Genomic DNA, 23,437 nt, shown 5'->3' on the forward strand with positions numbered 1-23,437 from the left:
CGTGGCACGCCTATCACCTATCAAGCAAGAACTGCTTATTAACCAGCGATGACAGACGTACTCATTATTGGCGGTGGTATTGTAGGATTGGCTACCGCTTTGCAACTAAAACAACAACGCCCCGCTCTAAAGGTCGTTTTGATTGAGAAAGAATCAGCCGTAGCCCGCCACCAGACCGGTCATAATAGTGGGGTTATTCACTCCGGATTGTACTACAAACCAGGCAGCCTGAAAGCGACCAACTGCATTCAGGGCTATAAAATGCTCATTGATTTTTGTGATGCAGAAGGTATTCCCTATGATCTGTGCGGCAAGATTGTCGTGGCTACTAAGCAGGAAGAACTCCCTCAACTTGAAACGCTCTATCAACGTGGTCAGCTAAATGGGTTGGGTGGCTTGAAAAAGCTGACAGTCGCCGAAATGCGCGAAATTGAGCCGCACGTCACGGGTGTGGCGGGCATGTTCGTTCCGCAAACGGGCATTATTGATTATAAGCAGGTGTCCGACAAATACGCTGAGAAATTTCAGGCACTGGGTGGGGAAATTCGTCTTAATGAGCGAGTTGAGGATATAACGCCGGGTACGAGTTTGAGTATTGTTGTGACCAATAAAGGCCGCTATGAAACTAAGCTGGTCGTTAATTGTGCTGGGTTGTATTCCGATAAAATGGCTCAACTCACGCAACCGGGTGGCGTTGATGTCCGCATTGTGCCGTTCCGGGGCGAGTATTTCAAGATTAAGTCGCAAAAGGAATACCTGGTTAAAAACCTGATTTACCCGGTTCCTGATCCAAATTTCCCGTTCCTGGGCGTTCACTTCACGCGTATGGTTCACGGGGGCGTAGAGGCTGGCCCGAATGCCGTACTGGCGTTCCAGCGGGAAGGCTACAAAAAGTCAGACATCAATCTGAAAGAGCTATTTGAAACACTCGCGTGGCCGGGCTTCCAGAAAGTAGCCGCTAAATATTGGGAAACGGGCTTGGGCGAGATGTATCGGTCGTTCTCGAAAGCCGCTTTTACCAAAGCCTTACAGGCATTGATCCCTGAAATTCAGGAAGCGGATTTGGAGCCTGGTGGCGCTGGCGTTCGCGCGCAGGCCTGCGATCGGACAGGCGGTTTGCTGGATGATTTTGCTATTCTGGAAACCGATAAAGCAATCAATGTGGTGAATGCCCCGTCGCCAGCGGCCACCTCGTCGTTGTCGATTGGGAAAACGGTTTCGGAGAAGGTGATGGCCCGTTTTTAAATGGACGCACTTGATCCGTTCGTTCGGCACATTCAGGCACGAGTTGCGTTGACTGACGAAGAGCTGCAGGAACTGCTTGCGGCTTTTAAACTGAAAAAGGTTAAGAAGAAACAGTTTATCATTCAGCCAGATTTTGTGGCTACCCATAGAAGCTATGTGTTGCAGGGGGCCTTACGATCGTATGTGGTTGATCAAAGTGGTGCTGAGCACACAATACAGTTTGCCTTGGAGGACTGGTGGATATCTGACTATAACAGCTATTTGTACCAAAAGCCAGCTACTCTATTTGTTGTGGCGTTGGAAGACAGCACCTTAATACAAATAGACTACGTGACCGAACAACGTCTTAAAGTTGCGAATCATAAATTCGAGACATTTTTCAGAATTGGTGCCGAACGAACGGCGGCTTATCACCAACGGCGGATTATTTCAGCTCTGACCCGCACAGCCGAAGAGCGGTATAACGACTTTCTGGAAGCGTATCCTACAGCAGCGCAGCGGTTGCCTCAATATGCCATTGCTTCCTATTTGGGGATGACGACTGAGTTTCTTTCTAAAATCAGGCATGATAAGGTTAAGCGAAAAAGTTGAACCAGTTCAAGCGTTTTTCCTAAGCTAGTTCATTTTAAAGCCCTGCCGCTGCTGGCAATTTTGTGGCGTTAAAACACACGAAAATGTCACAGAAATTAGCCGGGAAAGTAGCCGTAATTACGGGAGGTAATAGCGGTATTGGGTTTGCAACCGCTAAATTATTCGCCAAAGAAGGCGCAAACGTTACGATCACAGGCCGAAATGAGGCCACCATTAAGAGTGCTACGGCCGAAATTGGGCAGGGAGCTATTGGCTTCGTTAGCGATGTATCCGATATCAGTAGCATTGAGCCGGTCTACAAAAAAGTTGAAAGCACATTTGGTAAAATAGATGTATTGATCGTGAATGCAGGTATTGTGATGATTTCTCCACTGGAAAATTTTACCGAGGAGATGTTTGATACAATAAGCGATATCAATTACAAAGGCGTCTTTTTCACTGTACAGAAAGCACTGCCTTACTTAAATGAGGGTGCTTCAATCGTGGTTACCTCGTCTACTGTCGCAAATAAAGGTATAGCGGGTGGAGCAGCCTATTTGTCGTCAAAAGCAGCGGAACGAGCGTTGGTAAGGGCTTTTGCTGCTGAATTAGTTAGCAAAAATATCCGGGTAAATGCCTTGTCGCCCGGTTCGATTGATACGCCTATCTTTGAAAAGGCAGGCTGGGCAACCGAACAGATTGATGAAATAAATACCTTTTTTGCTACCGTGACGCCTATGAAACGGGCGGGTACTGTTGAGGAAATGGCCAAAGGCTTTTTGTTTCTGGCTTCCGATGATTCGTCTTACATGACGGGTGGTGATTTACTGTTGGATGGTGGTTTCAGTAACCTGTAATACGGCTTCAATTGTCCGTTTTTAATCCCATCTTAAGAAACAATACGAGGTACATAGAGTTTTCTCTGTGCAATAGGCTCCATGCCTTAAAACAGATTGACTCATGAAAGCTATCAACGAAATTGATGAACTAGATACACCTTCTGATTTGAAGGAAAAAGGTCGCGAAAAAGTCGCTGAATCCATCAACCGACTGGTTGCTGACGCCTTTGCGCTTTATGTCAAAACGAAGAATTTTCACTGGCATATGTCGGGCAAACATTTCCGGGATTATCACCTGCTGCTCGATGAACACGCCGATCAGATCTTCGCCACCATTGACCCGTTAGCTGAACGCGTTCGGAAAATTGGCGGCAATACTATTCGATCCATCGCGCACATCGCTCAGTTACAGCATGTGAAAGATAATGATGAGGATTTTGTATCGGCGCACGACATGCTGAAAGACTTAGAGGCTGAGAACCGGAAAATGGCGAAGAATATGCGGGAAGCACACAAGATTGCCGACGACGCCAATGATGTAGCCACCGCAAGTCTGCTTGAAGTATACATCGACGAAACCGAACGACGCACCTGGTTCCTGTTTGAAACTACACGGGATTAAAAATTTGTCAGGCGTGGTAAGATGTTGTCAAGAATTGTCAGGTTTTGTCAGGAATGGTAAAGCTACTGCCTGACAACACTTGACAAAACCTGACAATTCTTGACTTTCAAAAAAGAGCGGTCGTCTTTTCCAATGATAAATTGGGAAAGACGACCGCTCTTTTATAAGTTGCCCCTATGAAAGTTCGTCCCTCTGCGCTTATCTGGCGGCAAAACGCCAGCCAAACCGAAGTACTGCTCATGCGTTATTGCTACGGAGGCCAGGATGTGTTTGCCCTACCGGGTGGTAATCCCGACCGGGGCGAAATTTTGCCTGAAACCATTGTTCGTGAAATTCAGGAAGAACTGGGTGTATCGGTGGAGGTGTGTGAAATGGTTTTGGCGGGTGAAATGCTACTCACCCAGCGCAACGACGATGTACTACACGTCGTATTTGCCGCCCGAAATCTCAAGGGAGACCCCACACTGAATCCAGCAGAAACCACTGCTCTCGAACTGGTCTGGAAACCGATCTCAGATTTAGCCAGCCTGAATATGTATCCGAACATTGGTGCGAAAATTCTGCCCTGGTTTACGTCGGCAACGTATCTAGGCTACGTTGGGCGTATTGAGCAAGAGTATTTCGGGTAAGGCTCAAACAGGTTCGTTGATTTTTAGGAAATAATCGATTAATTATCCCGTAGGGATAAAACAGCGTAGCGTCGGTAGTAAAGTAAGTTTTGGGTAGAACCAGCGTGCCGCTAGGTACGCAACTAGTCTCGTACCTAGCGGCACGAATGGGAAAAAGGCTTGAATTCTTCTACCGACGCTACGCTATTAAGCCCCTAAGGGGCAAAAATGCTCAGATTAAAGACCAGTCCACTGTTTGTAAAAAGAACACAACGCACTCATGCTTATTCAAGTACTAAAATCCCTGTTTCGCCGAGACCTGGAGCGGTTGAGGCACGAAATTGAGTTGTATAACGACGAATCTAAATTGTGGTATATCGAAAAAGGTATCGCCAATTCTGCGGGGAATCTATGCCTGCATTTGATCGGCAATCTGAATACCTACATTGGTGCTGAGATCGGTAAAACAGGCTATGTGCGAAATCGGGAGCATGAATTCTCACTCAAAGACATCCCCAAAGCCGAGCTTCTGGCGAAAATTGACGAAACCATCGTCGTTGTTGACCAAGCACTGGATACCCTGACCGACGAACAACTCGAAGCCGAGTACCCGATGCTTGTGTTCGACAAACCGACAACAACGGAATATTTACTGGTGCACCTGGCTACGCACCTAACCTATCATCGTGGCCAGATCAATTACCATCGTCGATTGCTGGATACATAATATCGCAATAGGTAAAAATGGATTTTGGCTAGAGTCTGACAATAGTAGCGTATGGACGAGCAGTTTGAAACATCAAGGCTAATTCTTCGAGATTACCGACCTACAGATCTGGCGTCGATACAATCTTATGTTAGCCAGCCAATAGTTGTTCAATACGCTCCTTGGGGACCAAATACCCTGGAGGACACGCAGGAGTTTCTGGAAGAAGTACAGGAAAGGAAAACGGAGAATCCGCGGCTTACCTATGAATTTGCTATTGAATTAAAAAAGAATGGTTGCCAGATAGGGGGTTGCGAATTGGCAATTAGCAAACAAGTTCCTGTGGAAGCTATGCTGGGCTATATACTTCATCCCGATTACTGGAATCAAGGCTATGCTACAGAGGTAACTCACAAACTGGTCGAACTAGCTATTCTGAGAGTCAATGCAAAGACTATTAAAGCTACTTGCGATGTTCGCAATGAAGGTTCAATTCGGGTGCTGGAAAAAAGCGGCTTTGTTCAGGAGAAGGTAATCGAAAACGATTTTTGGCAAAAAGGGATGATGCGGACGACCTTAGTTTTTAGATACGCTTTCTAAAGGAATTAAACTGCCAATCACCATCGATACTGCACTGGCGAGTAGTCCCCACAGCATCGGTGAAATGTCGGTAGCTTGCCAGAGGCAGAGCACCCACACGCCGAGACCGATAATCATTGCGCACAAACAGCCTAGCAGATTCGCGCGTTTCCAGTATATACCTGCCGCCAATGGCACAAACAGCGAGACAAGGCTGAACGCCGATGATTCGCCAACAAGGTCGAAAATATTCGTGTCGCGGGTAGTGCTCATCAGGACGCAAGCAACGGTGATGATAACAACCGCCCAGCGGATGGTTTTCAATAGTGCCTTATCGCTGATGTTGGGCCGGAAAAACTTCATGACGTTTTCGCCGAAGACAGTTGCCGGAGCTAAAATGGCTCCACTCGACACGCTCAGAATAGCCGAGGTAACAGCCCCGAAGAATAACACCTGCAACGGCAAACTACCGTGACGCATCACCATGTTCGGAATAATAAGCTGATTGTCTTTGGGTAAATCAGGGTGGAGCAGTTTGGCGCTCAGCGCAATAAACAGTGGCAACATCGCTATCGTCAGGTACATGCCCGAGGCCAGATAAGAAGCCCGAACCGAAATCTGCTCCGTTTTGGCCGCCATAACCCGCTGAAATACGTCCTGTTGCGGAATGGAGCCCAGACCAATAGTCATCCAGGCGGCAATGTATGCCAACCAGTCTTTGCTGGTTGAATTGGGTAGTAATCGGAAAAAACCTGCCGGGGTTCGTTTTTCGATGGTTTCCCAGCCTCCCACTTCCTGCCAGAGCATGACGCCCAGTACAGCAAGGGCCAGAATAATGATCAGGTTATGAAAAAAGTCTGTGACCGAAATGGACCACATGCCACCTAACAGCGTGTAAATCATAACAATAGCGGCACTGGCAATGATACAATACTCACGGGGAACATCGGTCACAACGCTCAGTACGATACCAATGGCCACCAGTTGAGCCGCGATCCAGCTAAAATAAGACGGTATGACAATGATCGCGGAGAGTAATTCAGCCGATCGGCCGAAGCGGATGCGGAAGTAATCGGAGAAGGTAGTAATGTTGAGTCGATAAAGCGGACGCGCAAAGAAAGCGCCGACCAGAAACAGACATAATGCCGATCCAAAAGGCTCTTCGATAACGGCCAGAAATCCACCTTCCACAAAGATCGCTGGGGCTCCCATAATCGTTTCCGATCCGAACCAGGTGGCGAAGGTTACCGACGCAGCCAAAAACAGTGGCAATCCCCGGCCGGCCAGTACGAAATCCTGTGATGTCGTGACACGTCGGGCCGCCCACGCGCCAACCGTGACGTTGGAAAGCAGGTAAAGGCTGATGAAAAAGAGGAGCATAGTAGATGGATCGAAACCTTTAAAACTACGCAATCAGGCAATAAAAATTCCGTAAGCGGTTGAAGAAATCAATCAACCACTTACGGAACGGTAGCAAAATCAATTGCTAATCGATTATAGTTTGAGCTTTGCAGGCAAATACTTGGCAATCAAATCTTCGTAGTAGGGCTTCAATTCGCTTACAACCGGTGGTTTTGGGCTTTTCGAATACAGGTCATACGGATTGAACTTGCGCACCCACTTGAACATCTCATGATCGTGCTCGTCCATGAGGTGATTGTACGATTCTTCGCGGTGTTGCGAATAGAACGAGTGATAGCGCATCATGTACAAAGCCGGTTCAGGCATGTAATCCTTCATGATCTGGTACAGATACTCGTCGTGGCCCCACGACATGTGTACGTTGCGAAGGCCGCAGTTGGGTTCGTAAACACCATATTTGGTGTTATACCGTTCGTCGTAGCTGTCGGGATTGTTGGCAAAGAATTCAGGATAAACGATCTTATCCGAATGCTTGCAGCCAACCGGGAATGTATCGCCCACTACAGCCCACTGGGGTTCACCGAACAGGCAAAGTACCTTGCCCATGTCGTGCAGGAAGCCAGTCAATACGAACCAGTCTGGATGACCGTCAGCACGAATAGCTTCCGACGTTTGCAGTAAGTGCTGAAGCTGATCCAGATCCGTATCGGGGTCTGAATCATCGACCAGCGTGTTCAGGAACTCGGCAACTCCCCAAACTGGCAATTCTTTTTTGTCGAATTTCAGAAACTCGCGCTCCTTTTCCCGCACGAAATCATAGGTCTGGTAGGTATGATTCAGTCGGTAAAACTCCCGAACCGTATCGCGCTCTGGCGTATCGTAGTTGCGGTAGTCTTCTTTCGACTTATGTTCGGGCTCAGGGTAGCGACTTAGCAGGTCGTCTTCCCACTGATCTAGGCTGGCAAGGGGAGCAGTTTCACTTATCATGACGATACGAAAATTTAGACGGTAAATTTATGAATTTATTCCTGTCAATCAGTATGATAGACGTAGTTGTACGTAACAAAAATTACTATTGGGTTAAGTCGTCCAACGTCAGTATATCTGCTAGTTCGCGTTGACCCGCATCAGAAAGTATTTTTAAGACGGCAGCCGCGTTCGCTTTATTGTCAGCTTTATTCGAAAAGTATGCCAACAGAAACTTTTTTGACGGTATGGCAACCACAAAATTGTTAAATCCGCAGGTACTGCCCGAATGAAACAGAATTGGGTTGGCTGGCTCACGAAAAAACCAGCCAGCGCCATAATAACTGCCCGGCCTGTCAGGAAGGCCTTGCTTCATGCGCGCCAACACTGAGGTAATATCAACTAACGTGCCGTTTCGGAGCGCGTTTTGCCATTTCTGGTAGTCGATCAGGGATGTATAAACGCCCCCGTCGCCTTTGGTGGCACTGGTTACACTCTGGTCGGAGAAAACAAACACCTTTCCTTTTTGGCGATAACCCATTGCCCGATTCGAGATAGGCTTACCTGCCTCATAAACCACCGATTGCTTCATGCCCAATGGCTGAAAAATCCGCTCCCGAATAAATGCCGCAAACGATTGCCCCGAAACCCGTTCGATAATCAATGCTAACAGGCAATAGCCAGAGTTACTATACCGAAACTGGCTGCCTGGCTCGAAGTAAAGCGAATCCCGATCTTTCAGCAGCGTAAGCACATCGGCATCCAAAAGTTGTTCGCGCTGATTGGGGTTCATCACGGCTTCATAATCCAGAATACCTGATGAATGAGTTAGCAAATTTCGAAGTTGTACTTTCCGGGCCACCTGCCCATTGAATTCAGGGCAAAACCGGATCAGCGGGTCATCGAGCGATAGCTTCTTGTCCTTCTCCAGCAACAGAATTCCCATTGCCGTAAACTGCTTCGACACCGACGCCATGCGAAAATTGGTTTCAGCCGTAATAGCCGATTTCGTAGCTACGTTGGCCAAACCGTATCCTTTCTGGTAAATGGGCTTACCATCAATTTCAACCAACAAAGCAGCACCCGGCAGCGTCGGACTGGTCGTTGCCTGCATTAGCGAGTCGAGCCGTTCGCGAAGTTGAGCTACTACAGACGTTGACATAAGGAGAAGCCCAGCCAGCACATAGTTCCGCATTGATTTTACCAGAAGACGGTGTACAATACCGCCAAAATACTGAAAATTCCGACCGATCCAATAACAAACGAAGGGGTTACCCGGAAGAGGCTTTTATCAACAATAATGCCTTTTTCGGGCCTGTGGCTGGCCGGGTCCGTTAAGGAAACAAGTACCATCAGAAGAACATCGATGCAGAACACCCAGGTTGTCCGATGCAGAAAGGGGATGGGGTCGGTCTGAACGCCAATCATATTCATTACCACTGGCCAGAACTTAAGTAAGGTTGATAGGGGAAGTGTTAAAATGGCAACCGTTAAAGCTGCCCGATTGGTAGCCCGTTTCCAGAAAAAGCCAAGCAGGAAAATGGCAAATATGCCGGGCGTAATGAAGTTGGTATATTCCTGAATGTACTGATACACCTGATCCAATGAGCGTAGCATAGGCGCAATAGCGATTGCAATGGCAAATGACACGATAACGGCCCATCTGCCGACATTCACCAGCTTTTTATCCGACGCGTTTTTATCGACGTACTTCTTATAAATATCGAGTGTGAAAATGGTTGAAATAGAATTACACTTACTGGCAAGCGACGCAACAACAGCGGCTGTAAGCGCTGCAAAGGCCAGTCCTTTCATGCCGACGGGTAGTAGATTCATTAATACAGGGTAAGCCTGATCGGGTTTTACAACTCCTGATGCATCGGTCATGGCTTCACGGAAAGGCCCACTTTGGTACAACACAAACGCGGCAATGCCGGGAATAACAACAATAAGTGGAATCATTAATTTCAGAAAAGCGGCAAACAGGATTCCACTCCGGGCCGTCTTCAAATCAGCGCCTAACGCCCGTTGTACAATGTATTGATTACAACCCCAGTAATAGAGGTTATTGAGCCACATACCGCCCGTTACCAAGGCCATTCCCGGCAGAACATCGTAATAGGGATGCCCTTTGGCGAAGAACATATGAAAGTGGCCATCTGCTTTTTGCCGTAGCGACAGTAAGCCATTCCAGACACTAGTCATACCGAGGGCAGTATCACCGCCATCTTTAGCTACTAACTGTAACGCTAAATACGTGATGACCAGACCGCCGAAAATCAAGACAACCACCTGAATTACATCGGTATACCCAATCACCTTCATGCCGCCTAGGGTAATGAAAATGGCGAAAATGGCTAGCCCAATGGTACAAACTGTAAAGGAAATGCCAATCAGTGACTCAATCGCAATGGCACCTAAATATAAAATAGACGCCAGGTTTACCAGAACGTAAACAACCAGCCAGAACACTGCCAGAATCGTACTGACTGTATCGCTATACCGCTGAGCCAGAAACTGGGGCATGGTATAAATATGGTTTCGGAGGTAGATTGGAATGAAAAAGACGGCTACGATAATCAGCACAGCCGCTGCAAACCACTCATACGACGAAATGGCTAGCCCCATAGCAAAGCCCGAACCTGCCATGCCAATGAAATGCTCTGCTGAAATATTGGACGCGATCAGAGAGGCACCAATAGCCCACCAGGTTAAAGAACCTTCGGCCAGAAAGAAATCAGTAGTGCTCATTTGAGCCGAACGTTTCCGGCGATAGATCCAATAGCCGTAGCCGACAACAATGATAAAATAAACTAGGAAAACGATGTAATCGGCTGTTGCGAGATGATTCATGCAGGTGGGTAAACGAAAAAAGACTAGGTAACTTGCCAATAAAGCAGGTTACCTAGTCTTTTCTAATGTAATGCGGGGGAAGCCCGCCATCTATGCTTAATATATTGCTGATGCATATTCGCGGGTTTCCACCCGCGTTACACTATAGTTTACTAAAATCAAACGTTTCCAAAAAGGCCGTTGTGAACTGACCCGACTGGAATTTTGGATCATCCATCAGCTTAATATGAAACGGAATCGTGGTTTTGATCCCTTCGATAACGAATTCTTGTAAAGCACGTTTCATACGCGTAATCACTTCATCCCGCGACTGACCCGACACGATCAATTTTGCAATCATCGAGTCGTAGTTTGGCGGAATTGTGTACCCGCTATATACATGGCTATCAATCCGAACCCCGTGTCCACCAGGGAAATGTAGGTTGGTGATTTTACCTGGTGATGGGCGGAAACCATTGGCCGGGTCTTCGGCGTTGATCCGACACTCCATGGCAAATAGTTTCGGGGTGTAGTTCCGGCCAGAAATTTCAGCACCAGCGGCTACCTTGATCTGCTCTTTGATCAAGTCGAAGTCCGTAACTTCTTCAGTAATCGGATGCTCTACCTGAATTCGGGTGTTCATTTCCATGAAATAAAACTCCCCGTGCTTATCGACAAGAAACTCCACCGTTCCAGCGCCTTCGTAACCAATGGCTTGAGCCCCTTTGATAGCAGCTTCACCCATTCGCTGACGAAGATCGTCGGATACAATTGGCGATGGCGTTTCTTCGACCAATTTCTGGTGACGACGCTGGATTGAACAATCGCGTTCAGACAAATGGCAAACTTTACCATATTGATCACCAACGATTTGAATTTCAATATGGCGAGGCTCCTCTACGAATTTCTCCAGATACAGCCCGTCATTGCCAAAAGCAGCACCGGCTTCTGTACGAGCGTCGTTCCAGGCTTTCTCGAAGTCGGCTTCTGATCGAACGATACGCATACCACGACCGCCACCACCAGCAGTTGCTTTCACGATAACCGGATATCCCATATCGGCCGACAATTTCTTGCCCTGCTCAACCGATTCAAGCAAGCCATCGGAACCCGGAATTACTGGAACACCAGCCGCCCGCATAGTCGCTTTTGCCGTAGCTTTGTCGCCCATGCTATTGATTTGCTCGGCCGTAGCACCGATAAACTTAATGCCGTAATCTGCACAGATTTGCGAGAACTCGGCATTTTCAGATAAAAATCCGTAGCCCGGATGAATAGCATCAGCTCCAGTTACCTCGGCTGCCGAAATAATATTGGGAATACTTAAGTAAGACTGCTTGCTAATAGGAGGACCAATACAAACAGCTTCATCCGCAAAGCGTACATGAAGACTATCGCGGTCGGCAGTTGAGTAGACGGCCACCGTTTTAATGCCCATTTCGCGGCAGGTACGGATAATTCGCAGCGCGATTTCTCCCCGGTTGGCGATTAGTATTTTTTTAAACATGGTCTAAATGAATGAGTGAATGAGTGAATGAGTGATTGAGTGAATATTTACTAGCTGTTTATTCACTCAATCACTCATTCACTCATTCACTCATTAAATTAAATGGGTTCTACCAAAAACAGAGGTTGGTCGTATTCGACCGGAGTAGCATTTTCAACCAGAATCTTCACGATACGACCCGATACTTCCGATTCGATCTCGTTAAAGAGTTTCATGGCTTCGATGATACAAACAACTTTGCCTTCGGTCACGCTATCTCCCACTTCTACGAACATCGGCGATTCGGGGTTAGCCGACCGATAGAAGGTGCCAATCATTGGCGATTTGATCGTGATGTAGTTCGATGTGTCGACTTTAGGGGCTGCTACCGCTGGTGTAGCAACAGCCGCTGGTGCACTGGCTACAGGAGCCTGTACCGCTGGCGCAGCAGCCACAGGGGCAACTGGTGCCGCAGGAGCTGCTGGAACGCCCTGACCATAGCGCTTGACACTAATTTTCAGGTCTGTAGTCTCGATGTTGACTTCATCCAGGCCCGATTGCGAAATGAAGTCGATTAGTTGTTGAATGTCTTTTGTGCTCATAGTTTAGGAGCGAGGAGAAAGGAATGAGTCGTGGGGAGTAAAGATTAATTTGCCATCTTCTTACTTCCCGCTTCACACTTCTCTCGACTCATTTATTTCACTCGTTCTACGTAATCGCGTGTGCGGGTATCAACCCGAATTTTTTGACCTGATTCAATAAAGAGGGGCACCATAATTTTGGCTCCCGACTCTACTTCAACCCGCTTTTTAGGGCTGTTAGCTGTATCGCCTTTAATACCGGGCTCAGCGTAGGTTACTTCCAGCTCAACGAATGGAGGTAACTCACAAGAAAGGGGAGTTTCGGCGTCGGCATTGATCAGAACTTCAACTTCCTGGCCTTCTTTCATCAGATCAGCACCTTCAACAAGTTTTTCGTCGAGGTTGATTTGATCGAACGACTCCTGATCCATGAAGTTATAGCCGGCCTCATCCTTATAAAGGTACTGGAATTTACGACGTTCAACACGAACAGGATAAATGGTTACCCCTGAGTTGAATGTGTTATCAATAACGCGACCCGTTGTCAGACTTTTCAGTTTCGTACGCACGAATGCGGCCCCTTTGCCGGGTTTAACGTGCTGAAATTCTGTAATTTGAAAAAGGTCGTTGTTGTAGTTTAAGACCAGTCCGTTGCGGATATCTGCGGTCGTTGCCATGTTAAGATGTATGATGTAAGGTGTATGATGGATGATATAGCTTGCAGTGAAAATACATACACCCTATATCATCCATCATATATAAAATTAATAGGCCCACTTCACGTAAGCGGCTCCCCAGGTAAAGCCACCGCCAAAAGCGGCCAGAACTAAATTATCGCCTTTTTTTAGTTGCGATTCGTAATCAAACAAGCAAAGTGGGATTGTGGCAGCGGTAGTGTTGCCATATCGATGAATATTTAACATCACCTTTTCTGGCTCAATGCCCATTCGGTTCGCAGTAGCATCAATAATGCGCTTGTTTGCCTGGTGAGGTACTAGCCAGGCAACATCGGGGCCACGTAACTGATTGCGTTCCATGATCTCCGCTGATACGTCAGCCATGTTTTTGACTGCGAATTTAAATACAGATGGACCATCCTGATAAACGTAGTGCCAACGTTTTTCGACGGTCTCGTGGGTAGGTGGGTAACGGCTTCCGCCAGCTTTCTGGAATAAATGGTTTTGACCGATTCCATCCGATTTAATGATCGAATCAAGTATACCGAAACCATCTTCGTTGGGTTCGAGCATAACCGCTCCGGCCCCATCGCCAAACAAGACGCAGGTAGTCCGGTCAGTATAATCGACAATTGCCGACATTTTATCGGCCCCAACGATAACGACTTTTTTGTATTTGCCCGTCTCGATAAATTGAGACCCAACAGTAATGGCGTATAAAAACCCAGAACAAGCGGCCTGGATGTCAAAGCTGCCTACATTCCGAATGCCAACCATGTCGCAGATAAGATTAGCGGTGCAGGGGAACACATAATCGGGCGTGGTGGTCGCACAAATCAGTAGATCAACCTCTTCGGGCTTTATATTGAGCTTTTCGAGCAAACCTGCCACCGCCTTTGCACCCATATGCGAAGAGCCCATGCCTTCGCCTTTCAGAATGTGTCGTTCTTTAATACCGGTGCGACTTGTAATCCATTCATCATTTGTATCCACCATACGCTCCAATTCAGCATTGGTCAGCACATAGTCGGGAACGTAGCCGTGGATTCCTGTTATGGCAGCTTTACTCATAAGTGATTCTTAAACGTTTACGGTGTTTAGTTTATGGTTTACAGCAGGCTGACGCATGGAATTATTAACGCGCCAGCCTACTGTAAACCGTAAACTGAACACCGTAAACTAACTTAATGCTTGTGCAATTTTAGTGTATGCATTGGATTCAACCTGCCGGATCGCCAGGCCAATCATATTTTTTATCGCTAATGGCGACGAAATTCCGTGGGCAATAATCACATTACCATTCACGCCCAGAATTGGACTACCTCCTACCGATTCGTAATTGGTTTTATCCAGAAATTCATCACTCAAACCACGTTGGCTGGCAACCTTATAAAAGGACTCACCAAGTTTGAACATGGCGTTTCCGGTAAAGCCGTCGGTTATAATTACGTCGGCCTTTCCCTCAAAGAAGTCTCCTCCTTCCATATTGCCAACAAAATTAATCCGACGATTTTCTTTCAGAAGCTGATGAGCTGCCTGGGCCACCAATGAGCCTTTCTGCTCTTCTGAACCAATATTCATTAAGGCTACACGAGGCTGATCAATACCAAAGGTGTATTGTGCATAGATTGAGCCTATTATACCAAATTGAGCCAGTACTTCAGGTTTGCAATCGGCATTGGCACCAATATCGAGCATAACAGCATACCCCCCTGTAAGTTGCGGAACAAAACCAGCAATACAGGGTCGTAAAATACCTTCAATTGCTTTAATGCTGAACAGGGCACCTACATGCATAGCGCCCGTGTTACCTGCGCTACAAAAGGCGTTGACCTGGCCATCCTTCAAAAGCTTAAACCCAATTCCAATGCTGGAATTGGGTTTCTGCGAGAGCGCCTTGGTTGGGTGCTCACTCATTTCTATAACGTCATCGGCGTTAACCAATTCGATATTGGTAACGGCCTCTGCGCCCTGCTTTTGAATAAGTGTCTGCAGGATAGACTGTTTTCCAATCAGCACAATAGTTACATGCTCCGGCAATTCTGCAGCGGCCATTATAACTCCTTCCACAATTGCTTCGGGAGCGAAATCGCCACCCATTGCGTCCACTGCAATTTTCATTGACTCGGTTGGTTCAATATCTCCCAGATAAGCTGGATTATAAACTAAATACGCGTAAAAATAGGGAGGTAGCAGGCAATAAAAAAGTATTTCGCGTTCATCTTCGGAAAGACGTCAACGAAATACTTCTTGAAAAGCAATACAATTTAGGCCGTTTTGGCGTAATTCTCGATAATCATTTGCCCTTTGTAGAACAGATTGCCTTCGAAAACGTGAGCATGGTGGCGCTGATGCACTTCACCAGTCTGAGCGTCGGTTGAAAGAGCTACTGGAGTAGCTACATAATGTGTTCTGCGCTTATCGCGACGGGTGCTTGAGTGGCGTCGTTTGGGGTGTGCCATTGTCTTAAGTTATAAAGTTGTCAAGTTATTTAGTTGTAGAGTTGGTGGTTGCAGGGGCTATTTAACTTTATAACACTACAACCGCTACGGCGGACCGTCTATAACTCTATAACTTCATTTAATTATCACTCAGTTTGCGCAAAGCGGCCCAGCGAGGATCAATAGCTGGCTGGTCGTCTGCATCGTTATTTTCTTCTTTGTCGTCGCCCGAACGATAAATAACTTTACCATTCTGGTCATCATCGTAGTCGTCTTCGTCACGAAAACGGGGGTGAAGCCGTTTCATTGGAAGGGATAGACTGATAAATTCAAAAATGTAGTGCGCTACATTAATTGTTGCTGTGTTTCGCTCGATGAGTTCGATTTCGTCGCTTAGTTCTTCGTTGTGATCACCGAACTTGAGTAACATTGTCTGTTCTGTATCAACAGGCTCTTCGTATTCATCGAGACTCCGGTCGCAGGTTTGGTCAACTGTACCTACGATGTGGAAATCCAGCCGAATCATCGTTTCCGACTTTTCGAGTACTAAATGTGTTTGAACATGGCCGGTTTTGATCAACTCCTGCTCCATTGCAGCAAAAAACGAACTGTCCGATGTAAAATCGTACTCGTAGCGTTTGTTGTCCAGACCGACAATGTGAATGTCGTATGCGCGTAATGGATTCACGTTTGTTTCTTTACCGCTTTTGCGGCCCTGTCAAAAATAAGACCGCAAAGGTACGAAATGTTTGTTAATCAGGAAAGTGATGTGTTGAAAAAGGTTTGTCGCAAGGTGTTTTTGACAGGATTACAGGATTAAACGGACTTTTATGAGTCTGAAATCCTGTAATCCTGTCAAAAAAACAGTAATTGGTGGTTGAAATTTAATTCGCCTAATTTCTCCATGGATTAGTAAGCGATTCTTTTTAGGTCTTTTTTCGATTGGTTTAGGTAACCTTGCGGAAATTCAATATGCTGTTAACGATTATAACCCTTACCTCTTTTGCTGTTCTGGTACGCATTATCGCCAACCCACTTTCGAACGTATTTCAGAAACAATTAACGCAGCAATCGGCCAACCCACTGTTTATCATGTCGGTAACTTATGGGGTTTTAACGTTGGTTGGTTTGGTTTTCTGGCCACAACTTCGGTTATATGGCTTGCCTATTGAATTCTGGCAAAGCATGGTAGTCAGTAGTTTGTTTGCCATGTTTGGTAATGTGTTTCTGGTACGGGCTATGCACATTGGCGATTTGTCGGTGCTGGGGCCAATCAATGCCTATAAAGCTGTAGTGGGTATGGTGTTCAGTATCTTTCTGCTGAACGAGATTCCGGGCTGGTGGGGATTGGCGGGTGTGGCACTGATTGTTGCCGGAAGCTATGTTGTATTGAACGATAAACAAAAACATAACAAGAGTTCAGTAGAAGCGGCCGATTTGGGCATCTTCCAGCGACCGGAAGTCAAATTACGGCTGGCCGCTTTGATTTTGTCGGCTATTGATGGTGCTTTTCTAAAAAAAGCCATTGTGCTCTCGACGCCCACCATTGCTTTCTTTTACTGGTGTGTCCTGGGCTTCGGATTCACCTTTGTCTGGATTCTGCTAACCATGAAAACGACCTGGCGCGAGCAGGTAACGGTGTTGCTGTCCCAGAAAACAACTTATCTGGCTTTATGTGCAGCCGTTGGTGTCACACAGATGGCGAGTAATATTGCTTTGGGGAGCATGCCGGTAGGATATGCGCTGGCACTGTTTCAGATATCGGCCTTAGTGAGTGTATTATTCGGCTACCAATTCTTCCGAGAACAGGGAATCCTAAGGAAATTGATCGGGGCGGGGATTATGGTAGCTGGCGCCGTATTAATTACAGTTCTCGGATAACTATCTTTCCTACTTATAAGTTATGCTTACCAAACTATTCTCTTACTATGGCACAATATAAACTTGTTGAAAAGCATACCATCGAGCATCACAATGAATATTATGAGGTGCGCGCCACACAGAATGATGATCAGTCGAAAAGCCTGTTTTTTACGACAAATGAAGAAAATCTGGAAGAAGTAGCGGCTGCCATTGTTGCTGAGCATCTGCCCGGCGTGAAACACTGGACCGTGATCCCGCATCGTAAAGACAGCTAAGGGCGCCTTTAGTTAATGTATTAACGAAAATTGATAGGTTACTAAATGCGTTGTTTTTGGGTGGTAACGCAAAATTTTAACCAATCCCTAAACATTTTCGCTTGGTTATAGTTGGGCCAAATCTTATCTTCACACTACAAATAGTACTCTACCTAAAAAGTAGGATTGCTACCGTAACCTGTGACGATGAAGATTGGCCAAACTCTCTGCCTGATGGGCATGCTAATCGGGATGACCTGCCGGATTGCACCTGCCCAGACGCTTACTGCCGCTCAGGCCCGAACCGACTTTACTTATCTTAAGCGCAAGCTTGATTTACTTCATCCAGGTATGGGTTATTACACCCCTAGGCCTCGTATGGAGCAGCTCTACGATTCGCTATATAATCGGCTGACGGCGCCAATGGATTATCTTGCGTTTTACCATAATGTCAGCCCATTTGTTACGGCTATTAAGGATGGGCATACGAATCTGAATCACCGCAAGAATTACATTGGCAAACAAACACGCTTCCTGCCATTCTACATTCGCCCAGTCGATAGCAAATACTTTATTAGTCATAATGTATCGGCTGATACAAGCCTTCAGCGTGGCACCGAGTTGCTTACGATCAACGATCGGACTGTAGCCGATTTGCACCGTGAACTGATGGAGTCGGATCATTCCGGGTCCGATGGCGACAATCTGACAGGCCGTCGGCAATGGAGCCTGGTACAATTTGCCGATTATTATGCCGCCTGGTATGGATCAGCTGATTCGGTTTCGATTTCATACCGGCTCGCTGGCGATACGTTGGTTCGGAAAACACGCCTGCGCTGCCCAAATCTGAGTACTTTCCGGACAGTTATACGTCGTCGGTACGGCGTTGAACTAAATCAACAGCCTAACCTATCCGTTCGGGTTGTGGATACGCTCACCCATACAGCGGTATTGCGAGTTGCGTCATTTATGGGGTTGAAAAAGCGAGATCCATTTCAATGGGCCTTTAACCGTCGCCTGAAACAAGCCTTTAAGCAGATAAAGCGCGATAATATCCAGAATCTGGTGGTTGATATGCAGGGAAATGGAGGTGGTGTTGTGCTGAACTCTGCCCGATTATTGCGCTATTGGATGCCAAAACCGTTTCGGATGATGGAGCAGGAAGAAATGACACGGGCAGCTCGCGCCGAACTCGTTACGCGCTGGAATCCTCTATCGGCGTTGAATTTTAGCCTGCAATATAAATCGGATAAATCAGGCGGGTTTTCCAGTCGTTCGTCTCAACGACGGTATCGGCCTCGGTCTAAAGATAGCTTTACGGGAAATTTGTACTTCCTGATGAACGGGGCCTCTTTTTCGGCAACCACGTCGGTATTAGCGAAAACACTGGATGCTGGTATGGGAACATTTATTGGCGAAGCCAGCGGGAGCGCTTACTGGGGTGACTTTGCGGGCCATTTTAAAACCGTAACGCTTCCATACTCGCGGATTCAAATTCGCATTCCTCTGAAAAAATTAACCCATGCTGTGGGACCTGATCGGGCCAATGGCTTTACGGTTGAGCCCGATTTTACCGTTGCGCGTAGCTACAATGACCTGATGACTAATCGTGATTACGTACTGGATTATACCCTTCGATTAATTCGTCAGGGAGTAGTTGCTCGAAAACCAATTCCATTCCGACCTTTGCAGGCATCTTTGCCATTACCTCCTGCTCAGGAATAGACTTTGTCCGATGGCGAAAAGCGAACTGATTCCGGTCAGAAAACTGTTTACTGATAAACGCGCCGAAATTCACTTGGGCGCTAACCGATTCGTTAGTGTATTGTATTGTTGACGTTGAAACAACCGGGGGCGTAAAAGGCCCAGCTCGCCTTACTGAAATTGCCATCTTCCGCCACGACGGTCAGCAGGTTGTTGATTCGTTTCATACGTTGCTGAACCCCGAATGTCCAATTCCGCCATTTATCCGTCATCTGACGGGCATTACTGAAGAAATGGTTCAGGATGCACCCCTCTTTGCCGATGTGGCTGAAGAAGTACTCCGAATTACGGAAGGGGCTGTTTTTGTTGCTCACAACGTCGGGTTCGATTTTAGTTTTATTCAGAAAGAATTGAACTGGTTAGGGTACGATTTCTTTCGTCGGACACTCTGTACCGTTCGAACGAGCCGTAAGCTGATTCCGGGCTATCCTTCCTATAGTTTAGGGAAGTTGTGCCGTTCGCTGAACATTCCGCTTAATGGCCGTCACCGGGCGAAAGGTGATGCGGCAGCTACCGTCTTATTATTTGAGATGTTGCTTCGGCACGATTCGAATGGAATCATTCCTCGTGTTGTAAGCTCAGTCGACGAGCAATAATATCCTAAAGTCCTACACTGATTGTTGGCTAATTTGATTGGGGAATATTAGTCGGCGTTATGCGAAATCGTTGCTTATTGATGGGGCCAATGGGAATTTCTATGGTTGCCTGAACACCGTTAGCGGGCTTACTTTGCCAGGAAATTCGACCGCCCAGCAACGCCACTCTTGATTCGATATTGCTGATACCCAGGCCTGATGCCTTTTTCTGCGCCTGTTCATAGTTAAAGCCAAGTCCATTGTCCTGATAGATCAATATCAGGTGATCGGACTGATAGAGCACGTTTAAATCAATCCGGCTGGCATTGGCATGTTTGAGCGAGTTGCTGACCAGTTCCTGGGTGATTCGGTATAACATGACTTCGGTGTTCGTCGGAAACCGGTTACTCTCTTCTATGGTACCGCTAAGGCGAAAGCGGGCATGGATAACGCCACTGTCGCTGATTCGGGAGAATAACTCATCAACGGCGGCTATGTAGCCATGTCGTTCTAAGGTTTGGGGATTCAATTTGCGAAGCAGGTTTCTGATGTCGCCAATGGTATCGTTGATCAGCTGGAATATGGTGGATTTGATTGCCGACATTTTGGGACTCTCTCCGGCCAGTTGCGTAAGCTGAGTGGTGTACAGTTTGATCGTTGCCAGCCGCGTTCCGATTTCATCGTGCAGATCGCGTGCAATTTCCTTTTTCACCTGTTCCTGTATGTCATACGATAAGCGCAGACGGTCCACTTCCTGCTGGCGAATAACCTTTTCCCGTTGTCGAATCCAGGTCCAAACTGCCAGAATGATCAACAAAATAACGATCAGCATAAAGGACATCTTTCGCCAGAAAGGTGGCTCTATGTGAATCGCTAACTTATGAATTCGGTGGCTCCAGTGGCCATCCAGATTGGCGGCTTTTACCTGAAATGTGTAATCGCCTGGAGGTAAGTTGGCGTAGCGGACATAGTTCCGCTCGCCCGCGACTACCCATTGGGGATCGTAGCCGGTTAGTTGATATTGGTAGTTGTTTTGCCCGTTGCTGAAAAAATCCAGGGCGGCAAATTCCAACGACAGCGTATTTTGAGTATGATCGAGGTCAATGCGGGTAGCTTCGCCTACGTAGGTGTCCATTGTAAAGGGCACTTCGTTGATAGTCAGCGAATAAATGTGGACATACGGATTGAAGAAGCTACTCCGAAAGGCGTCGGGTCGAAACCGATTAAATCCGTTAACTCCGCCAAAATACAATTCCCCGTTCGCTAGTCGCACAAACGCATTCCCGTTGAATTCGTATCCCTGAAGCCCATCATTAGGCGTAAAGTTTTTGATGGCCTGCGTACTTGGGTCAAGCTGTGAGATACCACGGTTGGTACTCATCCAGATTTTGTTTCGGGCGTCGGTAATGGTCCCATAAACAAACGAGTTGGCCAGGCCCTGCCGTTCGGTGTACAGCCGAAACTGGCCTGATTGCACATTGAGCGCCACTGCGCCCCGATCGCAGGCAAGCCAGAGTGTCTGCTTGCTAATATCGGGCCGAATATTGAGGATCATATAGCCTTTTAAACCCGACCGAACAAAGCGCCAGTTGAGCGATTGGCCACCTTGTGATGGAGTGGCTCCGCTCAGAGACGTTTCAGGACTAGGGCGGGATAATTCATAGCAATAGTAGCCATTCAGGTAAGTGCCAACCCATAATTGTTGATTGGGGGAATCGTACCAAAGGCTAAAAATATTTTGTCCGGTTAGAACGGGTACTTTCGACCATTGGCGCTTAGCGATATTGAGTGCATAAAGGCCGTCTTCTGTCGCAGCTATAAGCATGGTATCAGAAACACTCACCATGTTGCGCACGTAATTGGCACCTAACAGACTGGGCGACGAAGGAAATAATATGGACTCGAAGACCTCGGTTTTAGGATTAAACGCCATGACACCACCCGTCCGTCCGACCCAAATACGACGTTGCGGATCACGGTAAAGACTCCGGGCAATCCCCCGAATCGGGCCGCTGCTGGTTGGTGGACTGGCCAGATATCGGTCGACAATTCGATTGGTACGTGGGTCCAGAACATTGATGCCATTTTGCGTAAGTATCCACAATCGGTCGTATCGCTCTTCCAGAAATCCTCGAATGGTATAATTACTTAGCTTTTGATCGGCAGGCAGTGTATCGGCACCCTGATTTTTTATCATCCCTCCGAAGAGAAAGGCATCGGGAACAATGCGAGCAAGGCCATCAGGGTCGGTATTGGCCCAAACAATCCCCAAATTATCGATGTAAATTTTACTGATTTTAAACTCGCTCAGCCGGGGTGTATTCTTCATGAAATTGTATACCTGCCCAAACAGCCGCGACCGTTTGTCGAAATAAAGTACCCCATCATTCTGGGTGCCGAGCCAAAGCCGACCCCGTTGGTCGGAGGCCAGACTATAAATTGCGCTAATCGGGTTGTTTCCGACAGTGGCGTATGTTTGATAGGATGCCCGACGATAATCAAATCGAATTAAACCCGTTCCCGTCCCGAGCCAGGCGATATCGTCGGAATCAATATAAAATGAAAAAACAACCTGAGGTGGTCCGAATAAATTGTGCGGGTGATTACTGAAATAATGAGAGAGTTTATGGCTTTTGGGATTATAGCGCAGTAGACCTGTGGGCGAATGCAACCAGATGTCGCCCGAAGGGGTGCGTACGGCTGAACTTTGCAAATCGTATTCTTTGGTAGGGTGTAGGTTGGCGGCCAAAATGGTTTTGTGCCGCTTGCGATAATCGAATTGGACCAGACCTTCGGAATCACTGAGGTAGATCAGTTCATTTTGATTGATGGAAAAAGGAATGGTACGACTACTCTGGCGCGTACGTCTACCATTGGGTTTGCTAACCGCGAAACAATCGAAACGATCTTTTTTACGATCATACCGATTTAGCCCATCTTCGGTACCAATCCATAAATTCCCATCCGAATCTTCAACGATACCGAAAATATTGATTCCCCGAATAGAGCCAGATTGAACAGTGCCATCTTTACGCAACGATGGCCGATAGGTGCGAAAGTGATGCCCATCATAGCGATTTAGGCCGTCCTGCGTACCCAGCCACAGAAATCCACGGGTATCTTTCAGCATGTAATAGACCGATCCCTGGGTGAGCCCCTCACTAACCCCAACATGATCGATCCGAAACGCAGTACCCAACGAGCTTGGTTGTGTCCACCCAGCCAAAGGCAGCAGGAGCCAGCATAGCAGGTGGAAGCATAAGCAGCCAAGTCGCGTCATGGTACTAAAGTAGGATTGGAGGAAGGTACTGTAAATGAGCTATCTATTTCCTGAAAATACAAGTTTGTTAATTAATAAATACCATTTTCATGCCATCCTGCGCACCCGAAAGCAATAATGTATGACGAATTTTACGAGCGAAGGCGGTTTGCTGTAAATTCGTAGGGCTATTCAATCTCTTTTAGTA

At 47.0% G+C, this 23,437-nt stretch carries 23 protein-coding genes; 11 read left to right on the forward strand and 12 right to left on the reverse strand.

Annotated features, from left to right (window positions below; genetic code table 11):
• The first annotated feature begins 48 nt into the window (after positions 1 to 48).
• The 7 genes from lhgO to ACYVGR_RS18240 all read left to right on the forward strand — a co-directional run bounded on the left by lhgO (position 49) and on the right by ACYVGR_RS18240 (position 5,190).
• A complete protein-coding gene (lhgO, locus tag ACYVGR_RS18210; RefSeq protein WP_460959222.1) occupies positions 49 to 1,245 on the forward strand; it encodes an L-2-hydroxyglutarate oxidase in 1,197 nt (398 codons plus the stop codon).
• Positions 1,246 to 1,836 carry a Crp/Fnr family transcriptional regulator gene (locus tag ACYVGR_RS18215; RefSeq protein WP_460959224.1) on the forward strand — a complete coding sequence of 197 codons (591 nt, stop codon included), beginning with the start codon at positions 1,246 to 1,248 and terminating at the stop codon, positions 1,834 to 1,836.
• A gap of 83 nt (positions 1,837 to 1,919) precedes the next feature.
• On the forward strand, positions 1,920 to 2,672 hold the full coding sequence (locus ACYVGR_RS18220; RefSeq protein WP_460959226.1) for an SDR family NAD(P)-dependent oxidoreductase: 753 nt from the start codon (positions 1,920 to 1,922) through the stop codon (positions 2,670 to 2,672).
• Between the two features lie 103 nt (positions 2,673 to 2,775).
• Positions 2,776 to 3,276, forward strand: coding sequence for a Dps family protein (locus ACYVGR_RS18225; protein WP_460959228.1), 501 nt, complete (start codon positions 2,776 to 2,778; stop codon positions 3,274 to 3,276).
• A gap of 176 nt (positions 3,277 to 3,452) precedes the next feature.
• Positions 3,453 to 3,905 carry an NUDIX domain-containing protein gene (locus tag ACYVGR_RS18230; protein ID WP_460959230.1) on the forward strand — a complete coding sequence of 151 codons (453 nt, stop codon included), beginning with the start codon at positions 3,453 to 3,455 and terminating at the stop codon, positions 3,903 to 3,905.
• A gap of 259 nt (positions 3,906 to 4,164) precedes the next feature.
• Positions 4,165 to 4,611, forward strand: coding sequence for a DinB family protein (locus tag ACYVGR_RS18235; protein WP_460959232.1), 447 nt, complete (start codon positions 4,165 to 4,167; stop codon positions 4,609 to 4,611).
• 51 nt (positions 4,612 to 4,662) lie between these two features.
• Positions 4,663 to 5,190: a GNAT family N-acetyltransferase gene (locus tag ACYVGR_RS18240; RefSeq protein ID WP_460959234.1), complete on the forward strand. Its 528-nt coding sequence runs from the start codon at positions 4,663 to 4,665 to the stop codon at positions 5,188 to 5,190.
• Here the strand turns inward: ACYVGR_RS18240 and ACYVGR_RS18245 are convergent.
• The 11 genes from ACYVGR_RS18245 to ACYVGR_RS18295 form a co-directional block, all read right to left on the reverse strand.
• Entirely contained in the window at positions 5,167 to 6,549 is a 1,383-nt protein-coding gene (locus ACYVGR_RS18245) for a high affinity choline transporter 1 (protein WP_460959236.1), read from the reverse strand. The two genes, ACYVGR_RS18240 and ACYVGR_RS18245, sit on opposite strands and share 24 nt — an antisense overlap.
• 114 nt (positions 6,550 to 6,663) lie before the next feature.
• Positions 6,664 to 7,518, reverse strand: a complete 855-nt coding sequence (locus tag ACYVGR_RS18250) for an inositol oxygenase family protein (protein WP_460959238.1) — start codon at positions 7,516 to 7,518, stop codon at positions 6,664 to 6,666.
• A gap of 85 nt (positions 7,519 to 7,603) precedes the next feature.
• Positions 7,604 to 8,659 (reverse strand): serine hydrolase domain-containing protein, encoded by a 1,056-nt coding sequence (locus tag ACYVGR_RS18255; RefSeq protein WP_460959240.1) that lies wholly within the window; start codon positions 8,657 to 8,659, stop codon positions 7,604 to 7,606.
• A 38-nt stretch (positions 8,660 to 8,697) separates the two neighbouring features.
• Entirely contained in the window at positions 8,698 to 10,350 is a 1,653-nt protein-coding gene (locus ACYVGR_RS18260) for a sodium/sugar symporter (protein WP_460959242.1), read from the reverse strand.
• A 142-nt stretch (positions 10,351 to 10,492) separates the two neighbouring features.
• Positions 10,493 to 11,836 (reverse strand): acetyl-CoA carboxylase biotin carboxylase subunit, encoded by a 1,344-nt coding sequence (accC, locus tag ACYVGR_RS18265; protein ID WP_460959244.1) that lies wholly within the window; start codon positions 11,834 to 11,836, stop codon positions 10,493 to 10,495.
• 98 nt (positions 11,837 to 11,934) lie between these two features.
• Positions 11,935 to 12,417: an acetyl-CoA carboxylase biotin carboxyl carrier protein gene (gene accB, locus ACYVGR_RS18270; protein WP_460959246.1), complete on the reverse strand. Its 483-nt coding sequence runs from the start codon at positions 12,415 to 12,417 to the stop codon at positions 11,935 to 11,937.
• Positions 12,418 to 12,509: 92 nt separating this feature from the next.
• Positions 12,510 to 13,073 carry an elongation factor P gene (gene efp / locus ACYVGR_RS18275; protein ID WP_182459572.1) on the reverse strand — a complete coding sequence of 188 codons (564 nt, stop codon included), beginning with the start codon at positions 13,071 to 13,073 and terminating at the stop codon, positions 12,510 to 12,512.
• An 87-nt stretch (positions 13,074 to 13,160) separates the two neighbouring features.
• Positions 13,161 to 14,144 carry a beta-ketoacyl-ACP synthase III gene (locus ACYVGR_RS18280; protein WP_460959248.1) on the reverse strand — a complete coding sequence of 328 codons (984 nt, stop codon included), beginning with the start codon at positions 14,142 to 14,144 and terminating at the stop codon, positions 13,161 to 13,163.
• Positions 14,145 to 14,252: 108 nt separating this feature from the next.
• A complete protein-coding gene (gene plsX / locus ACYVGR_RS18285; RefSeq protein WP_460959250.1) occupies positions 14,253 to 15,194 on the reverse strand; it encodes a phosphate acyltransferase PlsX in 942 nt (313 codons plus the stop codon).
• 146 nt (positions 15,195 to 15,340) lie between these two features.
• Positions 15,341 to 15,535 (reverse strand): 50S ribosomal protein L32, encoded by a 195-nt coding sequence (gene rpmF / locus ACYVGR_RS18290; protein WP_111345699.1) that lies wholly within the window; start codon positions 15,533 to 15,535, stop codon positions 15,341 to 15,343.
• A 118-nt stretch (positions 15,536 to 15,653) separates the two neighbouring features.
• Positions 15,654 to 16,202, reverse strand: coding sequence for a YceD family protein (locus ACYVGR_RS18295; RefSeq protein WP_460959252.1), 549 nt, complete (start codon positions 16,200 to 16,202; stop codon positions 15,654 to 15,656).
• A gap of 284 nt (positions 16,203 to 16,486) precedes the next feature.
• On the opposite strand from ACYVGR_RS18295, the gene ACYVGR_RS18300 reads away from it, so the two are divergent.
• The 4 genes from ACYVGR_RS18300 to ACYVGR_RS18315 all read left to right on the forward strand — a co-directional run bounded on the left by ACYVGR_RS18300 (position 16,487) and on the right by ACYVGR_RS18315 (position 19,991).
• Entirely contained in the window at positions 16,487 to 17,395 is a 909-nt protein-coding gene (locus ACYVGR_RS18300; RefSeq protein WP_460959254.1) for an EamA family transporter, read from the forward strand.
• Positions 17,396 to 17,442: 47 nt separating this feature from the next.
• Positions 17,443 to 17,652: a hypothetical protein gene (locus ACYVGR_RS18305; protein WP_460959256.1), complete on the forward strand. Its 210-nt coding sequence runs from the start codon at positions 17,443 to 17,445 to the stop codon at positions 17,650 to 17,652.
• 186 nt (positions 17,653 to 17,838) lie between these two features.
• The gene (locus ACYVGR_RS18310) at positions 17,839 to 19,356 is read left to right on the forward strand and encodes a S41 family peptidase (protein WP_460959258.1); all 1,518 of its coding nucleotides are present in this window, start codon (positions 17,839 to 17,841) and stop codon (positions 19,354 to 19,356) included.
• A gap of 95 nt (positions 19,357 to 19,451) precedes the next feature.
• Positions 19,452 to 19,991: a 3'-5' exonuclease gene (locus ACYVGR_RS18315; RefSeq protein ID WP_460959260.1), complete on the forward strand. Its 540-nt coding sequence runs from the start codon at positions 19,452 to 19,454 to the stop codon at positions 19,989 to 19,991.
• Positions 19,992 to 20,019: 28 nt separating this feature from the next.
• Here ACYVGR_RS18315 and ACYVGR_RS18320 read toward each other — a convergent pair whose 3' ends face one another.
• On the reverse strand, positions 20,020 to 23,250 hold the full coding sequence (locus ACYVGR_RS18320; protein ID WP_460959262.1) for a ligand-binding sensor domain-containing protein: 3,231 nt from the start codon (positions 23,248 to 23,250) through the stop codon (positions 20,020 to 20,022).
• Positions 23,251 to 23,437 lie beyond the last annotated feature (187 nt).

This window comes from Spirosoma litoris, assembly GCF_054776755.1.